This is a genomic window from Ampullimonas aquatilis (genome assembly GCF_049675895.1).
Taxonomy (GTDB): Bacteria; Pseudomonadota; Gammaproteobacteria; order Burkholderiales; family Burkholderiaceae_D; genus Ampullimonas; species Ampullimonas aquatilis.
Window position 1 is genome coordinate 1,108,053 of the sequence record NZ_CP183834.1, and the last position, 12,787, is coordinate 1,120,839.

Genomic DNA, 12,787 nt, shown 5'->3' on the forward strand with positions numbered 1-12,787 from the left:
TGAAGCGTCAAGCTGCTATTCAATGTGAAAAAAAGGGATTGGTAAAGGGTAGATGTCACACTGGTTGACGAATCACGACACTTGCCCAGAAATGTTTACACTATCGGAATGAATGACACTGTTGCTGCCACCCCAAGTCCAATTCCTTTTGATGCTCGCGCCGAATTGGCCAAATTGCCCGCCTTGCCTGGTGTGTATCGCTATTTTGATGCGGCCGATAAGCCCTTGTATGTGGGCAAGGCGCGTGATCTGAAAAAACGGGTATCGAGCTATTTTCAGAAAAATCTCAGCAGCCCGCGAATTGCCCGCATGGTGGCGCAGATTGCACGGCTGGAAACCACAGTAACGCGCTCCGAAGCCGAGGCACTGCTGCTCGAAAATAATCTGATCAAGAGCTTGAGCCCACGCTACAACATCCTGTTTCGTGATGACAAGTCTTACCCTTATCTCAAGATCAGCGGCCATGCCTATCCACGGATTGCCTATTACCGTGGTGCCGTCGACAAGCGCAATCAGTACTTTGGGCCATTTCCCAATGCCTGGGCGGTGAAGGAGAGCATGGTTCTGCTGCAAAAGGTATTTCGTCTGCGTACCTGTGAAGACACGGTATTCAATAATCGCACGCGGCCATGTCTGCTGTATCAGATTGAGCGCTGCAGCGGCCCATGTGTGGCAGCCATCAGCAAGGAAGGTTACGCGCAGGATGTACAGAATGCAGCGCGTTTTTTGCGCGGACAGCCTGGTGAACTGCTCAAGGAGCTTGAGGTGCGCATGATGGCACATGCAGAAGCGTTGCGTTATGAAGAGGCCGCCATCGTGCGCGATCAGATGACGTCACTGTCGGCTATCTTGCAGCAGCAAAATGTGGACACGGGTAGCGATACCGATGTCGATGTGATTGCCGTGGTGGTACGCGGTGGCCGTGCCTGTGTCAATCTGGCAATGATCCGGGGTGGGCGTCACCTGGGCGACAAGGCTTATTTTCCGAGCCATACCGCCAGTTCGCTGGACGATACGCCGATTGAGCAGGAAGTGCTGGAAGCTTTTTTGGCCCAGCATTATGTTGAGAAGTTCATGCCCGCCATTCTGGTGATCAATGTCGATCTGGATGCACCCGAACTATTGTTGTTGCTCACAGAGATGGTCGGTCATCGGATTCAGCTATTGCGCCAGCCCCAGGGCGTACGTCGACAATGGCTGGATATGGCCTGCAAGAATGCCGAATTCGCACTGATTCAATTATTGTCTGAACAGGGTTCCGCCAAGGCGCGTACGCGCGATCTGATTGAGGTGCTGAGCCTGGATGCGGAAGACATGGATGCCTTGCGGATTGAGTGTTTTGATATCAGCCATACTGCTGGTGAAGCAACCCAGGCTTCGTGCGTGGTGTATCACCATCATGCCATGCAAAATGGTGAATACCGCCGCTACAATATCACTGATATCACCGGTGGTGATGACTACGCAGCCATGCGACAGGTTTTGACACGACGTTATGAAAAAGTGGCCGAATTGGCCGGGCAGGGTGATGCCGTGATGCCTGGCCTAGTCTTGATTGATGGTGGTAAAGGGCAGGTGGAAGTGGCACGGCAGGTGTTTGCCGAACTGGGGCTGGATATTGGCGTGCTGGTAGGCGTCGCCAAAGGAGAAGGGCGCAAGGTCGGCCTGGAGGAATTGATTTTTGCGGATGATCGACAATCCTTATTGCTCGGCAAGGACAGTGCTGCATTGATGTTGATTGCGCAGATTCGTGATGAAGCACATCGTTTTGCAATTACTGGCATGCGTGCCAAACGTGCCAAGACGCGCCAGACCTCCGAGCTGGAAGAAATAGAAGGTATCGGTGTCAAACGTCGTCAGCGATTACTGACGCGTTTTGGTGGTTTTCGAGGTGTACAGTCAGCCAGTGTGGATGAACTGGCCACTGTCGAGGGCATTTCGCGGCAACTGGCGGAGCAGATATATCGCCAATTACATGGTTGAGCTGACAGTTTGTTCATCATAGTCCGATACAATCGACGCAACTTTCTTTTCGCTGACCGACCGTGCCCTTTAATCTGCCCATTTTTCTGACTTGGTTGCGCATCCTGCTAATTCCTTTATTGGCGGGTGTGTATTACCTGCCCAATGATTTTTTAAGTATCAATGAAAAGAATCTGTTGGCCACTTTGATTTTCATTGTTGCTGCGCTGACTGACTGGTTTGATGGTTTTCTGGCACGCAGGTTGAAGCAGACATCGGCCTTTGGTGCTTTTCTTGATCCAGTGGCCGATAAGCTGATGGTGATGTCGGCGCTGATTGTCTTGTTGATGTTGGGTCGAGTATCGCCACTCATTGCGATTATCATCATTGGTCGCGAGATTACCATTTCGGCATTGCGTGAATGGATGGCACAACTGGGTGCGACCAAGAGTGTGGCTGTCAACTCACTGGGCAAGATCAAGACGACTGCGCAGATGTTGGCCATTCCATTTTTGTTGCTGGATAAAACCTTGAGCAGTTGGTTGGATACCCTGCAGATTGGTACCTGGCTGATCTATGTGGCGGCGTTGTTGACGGTGGTGTCGATGCTCTATTACCTTAAGCTGGCTATGCCCAAGATTCGCGAACGTTCATCAATGTGATGGCATGGCTTTGAAAATATCATGTCGATGAAGATCAAGATGCTTGACAGATGAGTAAATACCCTTCATAATTTCGCTTCTTTCGATGCGGGAGTAGCTCAGTTGGTAGAGCGCAACCTTGCCAAGGTTGAGGTCGCGAGTTCGAGACTCGTCTCCCGCTCCAGGTTTCAAAAAGGGAAGCAATCGCTTCCCTTTTTATTTGCTTGAAGTCCGCTTCGTGAAGACATGTTTGCAAACATGCAAGAATCACAAAGCCCGGTTAAAATTCAAGCCTGATGTTATGCAGCATCATGGCGGGGTAGCAAAGTGGTTATGCAGCGGCCTGCAAAGCCGTGTACGTGGGTTCGATTCCCGCTCCCGCCTCCAATTCCTGTGCTTTTAATCCCTGCGTTTTTAATCACTATTTATAGCTGCCCAAGATAATCCAGTAACCCGTATCAAACTTGGTGTTGATGCGGGTTTTTTGTTTGTCAGGGACTAAGAAGGTTTATTGACAGCCAAGTTTTTGAGGGGATAGTCTTGGGGTATTGTGATTTTCATTTAGAAGTACTTTGAAAATCCAATGACTCAAGGAGTACACATGGTGCTAACCGATGTGATTGCTTGAAGTGCTTGCCAGCATGCCATGGGATTGGCGCGCTGGCAATTTTCAAAAAATTAATCGTTCAATTTTTCTTTGGTCTTGTGCAGCAGTCGCGCCACGATGATCACGATCACTGGGGCTGACAGGCCCAGCAACAGGTCACTGTTGAAATGCCATTCAGTGGCTTTGATGGCCTTGATGAAGTAGCTGAAAATACCGATCGCGTAATAACTGATCGCCACCACCGAGAGACCTTCCACAGTCTGCTGCAGGCGCAGCTGCATTTTGGCGCGCCGATCCATTGAGCTGAGCAGGCGCGAGTTCTGTTCTTCACGTTCAATTTCAACCCGCGTTTGCAGCAACTGGCTTAGGCGGCTGATCCGTTTCGATAGGTCATCCAGACGTCGTGCGGTGGCCTGGCAGGTGCGCATGGCGGGTGACAAACGCCGCTCCATAAATTCACCAAAGCCCTGAATGCCACGGATATTGGTTTCTTGTAGCTCAATCACCCGACGTTTGACCAGGTCATAATAGGCTTCAGAAGCGGTGAAGCGACTGCGACTTTGTGAGGTAGCAGCTTCAATGCGCGAGGCCAGTGCCGAGATTTGTCCTTGCATTTGTTTATCGCGCTCCGGTTCGGCCTGACCTTCGGGGAGCGGTTCTGTCAGCGTGGTGCTCAGCGTGACCATTTCACTTTCACTGGCTGCCAAGGCCGGCAAGACGGTTTGCGCTACAGGGAAGGCCAGTAGCGCCATCATGCGATAGGTTTCAATCTCGACCAGCCGTTGCACAATCCGGCCAATCTGTCGTGAACCCATACTCAGGTTGGCAACATAAATGCGGGTGCGACCTTCCTTGCTCAGACGAAAATCGGTAAAGGCTTGCGCATTATTGTTGCCAAGCATATTGCCAATCAGCGTGTGGTTATCAAATTTATCCGCCAGATCAGTCACGTTGATGGGCGCTTCGTTAGTCACCAGGGTGACATTGGCGGCGACCAGGAGTTGCCCTGGTAATGATTGCAACCAGCCAACTGGCAACAGATCTTCAGGGGAGTGAAAGAAGTCGGTCTCAGGGGTCACTTGTTCAAAAAACCACCAACTGGTGAATTCGGTGTGCCGTTCAATTTTCATGCGCAAGGCATTGCGATGCAGATGAGTCGACTTGGTCGACCTGGGCAGTTCAAATTCAAAATGTGCCGCCTTGGGCATGGCCAGGCTGACTTCCAGCGAGGAGAGCAGGCCATGCAAGGCCTGCTCTTCGGCGTCATGCATATCCTGGGTGTTGTACAGGGCCAGATACAGGATGCGCTCATGCGGCCAGAGTGCGACTGGTGGGCGGGCATGCAGTTCATCATTGAGGCGGGAACGCAGGGGATGTTCAGCAGGTAAGTCGTGGGTGGCTGGCATGGGTTTCAGGTAATGGAAAGATGACTGCGTTGATGATGACAGTAAGGCAATGGATTAATTTTCAATCTTATCAGGCCATCTTGCCAATGCGGTGAGAAATAAGACCGTTGTATGCGGCTGTATTTTCCCGTTGAGTGGCTTGTTACTTGGTTGGTGACAGGGCTTTGCGGAACCGGTGGTGTCTCGTTGTGGCTGCTATTGAGCCAACATGGCAAGGCAACAGGCATAGGGTTTGCAGAATGTCGGCATGGACTCGCTTTAGGAGAAAACTTGTCATGCTTGTCTTACTTGTCGGATTGAGAACCCTGGTTTTGTTATCTGAAATGTTGCGTCAGCGACAAGCTGGTGGTGTGGGCTCGTCAGACTGTGGCGCTTTTCAGCTCAGGCTGGTCAGGAGTTGAGCCATGGCTAAACCTCATACGCTTTATTTGCGCAAGGCGCAGTTGCCCGATCAGGCCACCTTGCAGGCGGCGATCAATGCCCTGAAATTTAAGCTGGTCGTCGAAGTGGAATATGCCACGCTGGTAGCGACCATTCCCAATAATGCGTATCTGCCCTGTGTGATTGTGGGTGAAGATGGGGGTGTGACGGCACGTCTGCAGCCCATTCTGCGGCCATTGACTGAACTGCCACAGATTGAAGCTGCGTTGGATGATCGGGATATCGCCATCAAGCTGGGTTCCGGCGGGGATCCACGTGAAGATGCCTGCATGTTCATTTTGGCCGGGGTGTTTGCCACTAGTTTTGCAGCGATTGTGCAGCTGGGCGATAAGGATGAAGTGCTCAGCGCCGAAGCCTTGTGTAAAAAAGCCCGGAGCAGTGTGGCTGAGCTGGATTGATTGACCGATTGGCGAAAAAATTGCGGCTTGGGAGCGATCGTCAACATGGCTTCATGAGGCGGTAATATTAACGATCCTCAAATCCTCAAATCCTCAAATCCTCAAATCCTCAAGGCCGTACACGTAGCAAGGTCGATTTACCAAACAGGCTTTCGAGCAGGTCGACGGCGAGTAAGGCGGTTTCATTGCGTCGATCCAGTGCCGGGTTGATTTCCACCACATCGAGCGAAGCCAGAAGGCCGGTATCGGCAATCATCTCCATGCACAATTGTGCCTCGCGATAGGTGGGGCCGCCACGCACGGGTGTGCCCACACCTGGGGCAATATCCGGATCAAGGAAATCCACATCAAAACTCACATGCAAATGCGTGTCGGCATCCAGTCCATCCAGCGCGGCAGCCATGGTGGCACGCATGCCCACTTCATCAATATGGCGCATATCAAAGACTTCCAGTGCCATGCTATCCACAAACTCCTTTTCACCGGGGTCAACGCTACGCATACCAATCAAACGCAGTTCATCGGCTGTGAGGGCCGGTGTAGTGCCACTGAGCGTGATGAGTCCGGTCGGACCATGACCACATAAACAGGCCACCGGCATACCATGCAGATTGCCGCTCGGTGTGAGCTGGCTGGTGTTGAAGTCGGCATGCGCATCCAGCCAGAGCACTCGCAATTTCTTGTTGATGCTGCGGCAGTAATGCGCGACCGCGCTGATGGAGCCAATGCCCAGACAATGATCACCACCGAGCATGATGGGTAAGTTACCGGCAGTGAGTTCGGCCAGCACGTTCGCATAAACCTGCTGATTCCAGCTGATCACTTCGTCCAGATGTCGGTAGCCATTGTGCGCTGGCGCGCAAGGATTGCCGGGGCCACTCAGTTCACCCATATCCTTGACGGTCAGGCCACGAGCCCGCAGCGCGGCCACAATGCCAGCAACCAGTAATGCTTCTGGCCCCATTGAACAACCACGGGTACTGGCGCCGATATCGGTGGGAACGCCAATCAGGGTGACGTGGGGGGCGACGCTGGCTGAGGTCATCATAGTGATCTAATTCTTGAAGAGGGTGGATTGCTAAAGATATCGCAAATAATGCGTCAGTGCCGGGTTGGTGTCCAGACTTAAGCGCAAGCGAGTACCATGTTTGCAGCAAGCAATATTACCCAGGCATGGCTTGTGGCATGTCGGCGGATGCTGATAGCATGATTGGGGATGAACGGCTTGTAAAACCCATTGTCCAACTGTCCTGGCGGTTTTTCTTAAGTCTGCTTCTGTTCCCATAAACGCGATTTATGATGGAGTATGGTTAATTATTGGCTTGTTAAGTGCATTTATATTGATATTTAAAATATACACTATGGTAGTATATTTCTCTTCTGAAGGTGCTGCAGGTTGCGCAAGTCTGTCGAAAGTGGGTCATGAAATTCAAGTTTGACTGGTTTATGCAAGGCATGGTGGCGGTCGTGGTGCTGGCGTTTATCTGGCCGGAGCCCGGTGCGCATAATGGTTTTTTGCATCCAGAGCTACTCAACAAGCTGGGTATTGCGCTGATTTTTTTACTCAATGGCCTTGGTTTGAGTTTGCAATCACTCAAGCATGGGGTATTGCGCTGGCCAGTACATGTGCTGATTCAGCTGGCCACCTTTCTGTTTTTTCCTTTACTGGGTTGGGGGCTGTTTCGCCTGGGGGGCAACTGGCTCACACCCGAATTGAAAACGGGCTTTTTTTATCTATGTGCCTTGCCTTCGACCGTGTCGTCATCGGTGGCGCTCACTGCGGCTGCACGTGGCAATGTGCCGGTGGCCTTGTTTAATGCCACTCTCTCCAGCCTGATTGGCGTGGTGCTGACACCGCTCTGGATGGCCTGGATTTTGGGCCAAAGCGGGATTCAGTTTGCAGCCTGGCCGGTGATAGTCGATATGTTGATCTGGGTATTTTTGCCCTTGATGCTGGGGCAACTGGCACGGCCCTGGCTCGGTGCCTGGGCGGCGCGGCATAAGCAAGGTATTCAACTGGTCGACCGTGGCACCATCTTGCTATTGGTCTATACCTCGTTCAGCGATTCGGTTCAGCAAGGTATCTGGTCCAACTATGGGCTGGGGATGGTGGCGTTGGTGATGGTGGGTTGTTTGCTGATTTTTGGCATTATGTTTGGTCTGATGCAAATACTCTCATCGGTGTTTGATTTTTCCATGGAAGATCGCATTGCCACCGTGTTTTGTGGTTCCAAAAAAACGCTGGCTTCGGGCGTGCCGATGGCGCATCTGATCTTTGGTGCCAACCCGGCACTGGGTTTGATCCTGATGCCCATCATGCTCTATCACCCCTTGCAACTGGCCCTGGGTGGTTTGCTGGCGCAACACTGGGCCAACCGGACTCCACCTGACCAGTCTGCTACCTCGACGCAGCGCACCAGCTAGTCCATCACAACCATTCAACTTGTCATTCAAGCCGCCTGATTAGCCGGATGCTTCGCTTGCTGCTTGCTCAGTTCTTGGCGCAAGGTGTGGGCCACCGCCACCATATTGTGCAAGGCCGCTTCGGTCTCGGGCCAGTTACGGGTTTTCAGGCCACAGTCGGGATTGATCCAGAGATTCTCTGGCGCAATTACCTCGCAAGCCTTGTGCATCAGCCGCAGCATTTCGGCGCTGGCAGGCACGCGCGGAGAATGGATATCATACACGCCCGGGCCAATCTCGTTGGGGTAGGCAAAGTCACCAAAGCCACGCAATAGTTCCATATCGGAGCGTGAAGTTTCTATGGTGATCACATCGGCATCCATGGCGGCAATCGCCGGCAAAATATCATTAAATTCTGAATAACACATATGGGTATGAATCTGCGTGTTGTCAGCCACCTTGCTGCAACAAACCTGAAATGCGGCGACTGCCCAATCCAGATAGCTTTGCCATTGCGATTGTTTGAGTGGCAAGCCTTCGCGAAATGCCGGCTCATCAATCTGGATCATGCCAATGCCTGAGGCTTCCAGGTCCTGCACTTCATCGCGGATGGCCAAGGCAATTTGCAGTGCTGTGGTAGCACGTGGTTGATCATCACGCACAAAAGACCATTGCAATATGGTGACGGGGCCAGTCAGCATCCCTTTCATGGGTAATTGAGTGAGGCTTTGCGCATAACGGGTCCACTCCACCGTCATGGCTTCGGGGCGAAACACATCGCCATAAATGATGGGCGGTTTGACACAACGCGAGCCATAACTCTGCACCCAGCCCAGCTCGGTAAAGGCATAACCCCGCAACTGCTCACCAAAGTATTCGACCATGTCATTGCGCTCGGCCTCGCCATGCACCAGCACATCCAGGCCGATCTCTTCCTGCTTGCGTACCGCCAATGCTATCTCGGCACGCATGGCGTTGAGGTATTCAAGATGCTTCAGTTCACCGCGTTTATAGGCTGCACGGGTTTGGCGAATGGTGCTGGTTTGCGGGAAGGAGCCAATCGTGGTGGTAGGAAAGGCCGGTAGTGCAAAGCGTTGCCGTTGCAAGGGTTGGCGTTGCTGGAAAGGCAAATTGCGTCGGGTGGATTGCCCTGTGAGCTGACTGAGTTTGTTTTGCACCAGAGGCTGATGAATCCGCTCCGAAGTCTGACGAGCCTGTACTGCCCGATCTGATTCTGAAAGCTCGTCAGCAATCGCGGCTCGACCCAAATTCAAGCCCTTCACCAGTAACGCCACTTCGGTCACTTTTTGGGTGGCAAACGCCAGCCAGCTTTTCAGTTCGGCATCAAGCTTGTGTTCCTGCGCCAGATCGACCGGGCAATGTGCCAACGAACAACTTGGTGCAATCCATAAACGTTCGCCCAGTTGCGCATGGGCGGCTGTCAGCAAATCAAGCGTGGCACTCAGGTTATTGCGCCAGATATTGCGGCCATCCACCACGCCCAGCGAGAGCACCTTGTCGGCGGGGTATTGATCGAGGAAGGCAGACAGTTGCTCTGGTGCGCGGCACAGATCAATATGCAAGCCCGCTACCGGCAATGGTTTGAGCCAGTCGGCATGCGCACTGACATCGTCAAAATAGGTGGCCAGCAACAGCTTGGGTGAATTGATGCGGGCTGTGGCATTGAGTGTGGCATAGGCGTTTTGAAAGGCGGACAGCCACGCCTCGGGCAATTCCAGGGTCAGAATGGGCTCGTCGATTTGCAGCCAGTTAACACCATGATCACTCAATGTTTGCAATAACTGTTGGTAAGTGGTCAGTAAAGCAGGCAGCAAGCTCAGACGATCAAACCCGGCTGTTTTTTCCTTGCCCAAATAAAGCCAGGTCAGCGGCCCAATCAATACGCCTTTGGCCACAATACCCTGCGCTTTGGTCTCTTGCCATTGCGCCAGCCAGGCACTCGCATCTAGCGTAAAAGTGGTATCTGGGCTGAGTTCGGGTACCAGATAATGGTAGTTGGTATCAAACCATTTGGTCATTTCCATGGCGTGATGTGCGGCTGTACCACGCGCCATGGCAAATTGCAGATCCAGGGGACTGCCACTTTGTGCCAATGCGGCAAAGCGCTTGGGCAGGGCCCCCAGTAGCAGGGTGGTGCTGAGCATCGGATCGTAAAACGCAAAGTCACCAACGGGGAGCAGATCGAGTGATTGCTGCACCTGCCAGTGCGCAGCGCGCAAGTTACTGGCCGTTTGTTCGAGCTCGGCCTGACTGGATTTGCCTTGCCAGTAGGCTTCGAGTGCAAATTTCAGTTCACGTTGTTTGCCAATGCGGGGAAAACCAAGATTGTGTGCGAGTGCCATGTGTTACCTGCGAGAGATTGGGTGGACAAAAATATTCCCGAATGAAGCGACGGGATTGCCAAGAAGCGCAGTGTGGGGCAAACTAGCTTATGAATCCAATGAAAGTTTATAAAAAAATCATGAATAAAATTCATAATATAAGCTATGTTGCCGAGTGTTTTGCTACCAGGTCAAGTGCCTCCTATATGGCCGTTTGCTCTGTCTGGTTTAGACTCATTCAGCCTGGTTGTTGGGGGATGAGGTTGAGTCATGGCTGATATCCAACTAGAAATTCGTCACTTGAAAACCCTCTTGGCGATTCGTGAAACGGGTAGCGTGTCGCGTGCGGCAGAGCGGGTGTTTTTGACGCAATCAGCCTTGTCACATCAGCTCAAGGCTCTGGAGGCAGCCTATGCCCAGCCTTTGTTAAACCGCAAAGGTCAGCGTGTGACCTTGACTGCTGCTGGTGAGCGACTGGCACAACTGGCTGATACGGTACTGGCACAAATTCGGGCTGCAGAGCGTGATCTTGCCCAGCTTGCGAGCAAATCGAGTGGGACATTGCGCATTGCGCTGGAATGTCATACCTGCTTTGATTGGCTCATGCCGGTGATGAACGATTTTCGCCAGTATTGGCCCGATGTGGAGCTGGATCTGGTCTCCGGTTTTCATAGTGATCCGTTGGCCTTGTTGAGTGAAGATCGTGCCGATGTGGTGATTGGTTCGGACACAGTGCCGCAACATGCCAATGCGCGCTTGATTGCGCATCCCTTGTTTGGTTTTGAAATCATGGCGGTCCTGCCTACTGATCATGCTTTAAGTCAGCAACATCATCTGACCGCAGCTGATTTTGCTGCCGAAACCTTGATCACCTATCCTGTGCCAGAAGAACGTATTGATCTGATTCGCAAGGTGTTGCAACCTGCTGGCATTGCTGTCACGCGTCGTACTGCCGAATTGACGATTGCGATTTTGCAGTTGGTGGCCAGCCGCCGGGGTGTGGCGGCCTTGCCCAGTTGGGGCTTGAAAAACTATCTGGATTACGACCATGTGTGTGCCAAGCGCATTGGTAGCAAGGGTTTGTGGAGTGAACTCTATGCCATTACCACCGAAGCAACCGCGGCGCGACCTTATATGCAGGACTTTTTAAAGACTGCCGTGGCGAGTTGTTTTGCCACTTTGCCTGGTTTGGTGTCGATCAGGAAAACTGGATTGGCCTGAGCGCACGAATTTCTTTAAGTGATGTGAACTTGGCTGTCACACCACCTAAGCGCCAATAGATGGAGTGGCTAATTGTTGCAGCATCGATTTCAACAAGTGTTGCAACAAGACCGGCAGCAAGAGCGCTATTGTTTGGGCAGCTCAATCCGTACTTCACGAACCTGACCATTATTACCTGGGAAGTCGGATAAGGCACTGCGGATCAAATATGGCATCACCGGTGCGAGGTCCTCATTGCCACTTTCATTGACTGCGGTTACTTCATAACGTTTCTTACCCAATGTTTTTTGAGCTGTGGCGTCATAAATAGACAAGGTCAGACGTTTGCTAAAAACCTGTACATCACGTTCGATTGCCTGATAGGCCACGGGAGGTGGGTAATAGAAAAAAGGACGACGGCGACCATAATAACCACCACCATAAAACCCACCATAGCCATAAAAAGGCGAGTACATGAATGGATCAGGGCGAGTTTCCCGAATCTTTTCGATACGGCTGTCCACCTTGTAATTGGCATTGATCAAAAACTTGGGATGACTATTGAGTGCCTCGGTAAAGCCCCAGCCACCCAGCTCCAGGCGTAACAGATCCTCATAATTCTTGTATTCCAGGTCATTGGCCTGGGCGGGTGTGGGGGCAAACTGATAAGTACGTTCACCCGGTGCGGCCCCGGTAGTCCAGTCATGAAAGGTGGTGACCTTACTGTTAAAGGTAGTGGCACAGCCAGACAGCAGCAGTGTCATTGCCAACAAGGCCAGCCATTGGAAATGTTGATATCTCATTGTCATAGGGTATTTTGATTACTTTTATGCAGGTGCAGATTAGAGCGGATGGATGGGTGCAAATTCCCTTGTACTTGGATTTATGCCAAATAAATTTGCCCGCTCATCCCATAACGCCTTGATTCATGGCCGTGATTAATGCGGGTTTTCAAAGAAAACGTAGTTGCTGGCGTAATCGCTGATTTCAAAATAGACCTTTTTCTCACCAGGATCGGCTTGCATATTGAGGTTTTCATCAAGTACGCCGTAACCAAAACGGTAGGGGCGTGGCAGATTGTCCTGGGTGCCGGTTGCTGTGCTGATTTTATCGATCTTGATGAAGCGACGCACCAGTTTGTCACCCGCATAGACTTCCAGAACCCCATTGGTGCCAGTCCAGTTAAGGATTTCACGGCCAATCTTGTTCTGGGTTTCCTGTGTACAGGCGCTTAGCAGGCCAAGCGTGCTGATAGTCAATAAAATGGCAAGAGTTTTGCAACGAATTGGATTGATGACCATCATAGTCCTTAGTGAAGAATAAAATAAGCTATCAAGAAGATAAATAACCAAGACAGATAACCCCTATTATCGCCGGTATCAACCAG

Annotated in this window: 10 protein-coding genes and 2 tRNA genes; 7 read left to right on the forward strand and 5 right to left on the reverse strand. The window is 51.8% G+C overall.

Features of this window, described 5'->3' with window-relative positions; all coding sequences use genetic code 11:
* The first annotated feature begins 108 nt into the window (after positions 1–108).
* The 4 genes from uvrC (at position 109) to ACMYR3_RS05130 (ending at position 2,990) form a co-directional block, all read left to right on the forward strand.
* The gene (gene uvrC, locus ACMYR3_RS05115; RefSeq protein ID WP_424195143.1) at positions 109–1,983 is read left to right on the forward strand and encodes an excinuclease ABC subunit UvrC; all 1,875 of its coding nucleotides are present in this window, start codon (positions 109–111) and stop codon (positions 1,981–1,983) included.
* Positions 1,984–2,045: 62 nt separating this feature from the next.
* Positions 2,046–2,624, forward strand: a complete 579-nt coding sequence (gene pgsA, locus ACMYR3_RS05120) for a CDP-diacylglycerol--glycerol-3-phosphate 3-phosphatidyltransferase (RefSeq protein WP_424195145.1) — start codon at positions 2,046–2,048, stop codon at positions 2,622–2,624.
* Between the two features lie 87 nt (positions 2,625–2,711).
* Positions 2,712–2,787: transfer RNA gene (locus ACMYR3_RS05125), tRNA-Gly, on the forward strand.
* Between the two features lie 129 nt (positions 2,788–2,916).
* Positions 2,917–2,990: transfer RNA gene (locus ACMYR3_RS05130), tRNA-Cys, on the forward strand.
* 291 nt (positions 2,991–3,281) lie between these two features.
* Here ACMYR3_RS05130 and ACMYR3_RS05135 read toward each other — a convergent pair.
* Entirely contained in the window at positions 3,282–4,616 is a 1,335-nt protein-coding gene (locus ACMYR3_RS05135) for a DUF3422 family protein (RefSeq protein ID WP_424195147.1), read from the reverse strand.
* Between the two features lie 404 nt (positions 4,617–5,020).
* Here ACMYR3_RS05135 and ACMYR3_RS05140 point away from each other — a divergent pair, with 404 nt between their 5' ends.
* Positions 5,021–5,455 carry a hypothetical protein gene (locus tag ACMYR3_RS05140; RefSeq protein WP_424195149.1) on the forward strand — a complete coding sequence of 145 codons (435 nt, stop codon included), beginning with the start codon at positions 5,021–5,023 and terminating at the stop codon, positions 5,453–5,455.
* 109 nt (positions 5,456–5,564) lie between these two features.
* Here the strand turns inward: ACMYR3_RS05140 and rocF are convergent, their stop codons facing one another.
* Positions 5,565–6,503 carry an arginase gene (rocF, locus tag ACMYR3_RS05145; protein WP_424195151.1) on the reverse strand — a complete coding sequence of 313 codons (939 nt, stop codon included), beginning with the start codon at positions 6,501–6,503 and terminating at the stop codon, positions 5,565–5,567.
* A gap of 374 nt (positions 6,504–6,877) precedes the next feature.
* On the opposite strand from rocF, the gene ACMYR3_RS05150 reads away from it, so the two are divergent.
* Positions 6,878–7,879, forward strand: coding sequence for a bile acid:sodium symporter family protein (locus tag ACMYR3_RS05150; protein WP_424195153.1), 1,002 nt, complete (start codon positions 6,878–6,880; stop codon positions 7,877–7,879).
* Positions 7,880–7,905: 26 nt separating this feature from the next.
* Here ACMYR3_RS05150 and metE read toward each other — a convergent pair whose 3' ends face one another.
* Positions 7,906–10,221, reverse strand: coding sequence for a 5-methyltetrahydropteroyltriglutamate--homocysteine S-methyltransferase (gene metE, locus ACMYR3_RS05155; protein WP_424195154.1), 2,316 nt, complete (start codon positions 10,219–10,221; stop codon positions 7,906–7,908).
* Positions 10,222–10,470: 249 nt separating this feature from the next.
* On the opposite strand from metE, the gene ACMYR3_RS05160 reads away from it, so the two are divergent.
* Positions 10,471–11,421: a LysR family transcriptional regulator gene (locus tag ACMYR3_RS05160; protein WP_424195156.1), complete on the forward strand. Its 951-nt coding sequence runs from the start codon at positions 10,471–10,473 to the stop codon at positions 11,419–11,421.
* A gap of 125 nt (positions 11,422–11,546) precedes the next feature.
* Here ACMYR3_RS05160 and ACMYR3_RS05165 read toward each other — a convergent pair whose 3' ends face one another.
* Positions 11,547–12,209, reverse strand: a complete 663-nt coding sequence (locus ACMYR3_RS05165) for a DUF4136 domain-containing protein (RefSeq protein ID WP_424195158.1) — start codon at positions 12,207–12,209, stop codon at positions 11,547–11,549.
* Positions 12,210–12,338: 129 nt separating this feature from the next.
* Positions 12,339–12,704 carry a hypothetical protein gene (locus ACMYR3_RS05170; protein ID WP_424195160.1) on the reverse strand — a complete coding sequence of 122 codons (366 nt, stop codon included), beginning with the start codon at positions 12,702–12,704 and terminating at the stop codon, positions 12,339–12,341.
* Positions 12,705–12,787: the final 83 nt, after the last annotated feature.

Coding starts and splice junctions, on each gene's coding strand:
- uvrC (WP_424195143.1), top strand. CDS start 109: ATGAATGACACTGTTGCTGCCACCCCAAGTCCAATTCCTTTTGATGCT.
- ACMYR3_RS05135 (WP_424195147.1), bottom strand. CDS start 4,616: ATGCCAGCCACCCACGACTTACCTGCTGAACATCCCCTGCGTTCCCGC.
- ACMYR3_RS05140 (WP_424195149.1), top strand. CDS start 5,021: ATGGCTAAACCTCATACGCTTTATTTGCGCAAGGCGCAGTTGCCCGAT.
- rocF (WP_424195151.1), bottom strand. CDS start 6,503: ATGATGACCTCAGCCAGCGTCGCCCCCCACGTCACCCTGATTGGCGTT.
- ACMYR3_RS05150 (WP_424195153.1), top strand. CDS start 6,878: ATGAAATTCAAGTTTGACTGGTTTATGCAAGGCATGGTGGCGGTCGTG.
- metE (WP_424195154.1), bottom strand. CDS start 10,221: ATGGCACTCGCACACAATCTTGGTTTTCCCCGCATTGGCAAACAACGT.
- ACMYR3_RS05160 (WP_424195156.1), top strand. CDS start 10,471: ATGGCTGATATCCAACTAGAAATTCGTCACTTGAAAACCCTCTTGGCG.
- ACMYR3_RS05165 (WP_424195158.1), bottom strand. CDS start 12,209: ATGACAATGAGATATCAACATTTCCAATGGCTGGCCTTGTTGGCAATG.
- ACMYR3_RS05170 (WP_424195160.1), bottom strand. CDS start 12,704: ATGATGGTCATCAATCCAATTCGTTGCAAAACTCTTGCCATTTTATTG.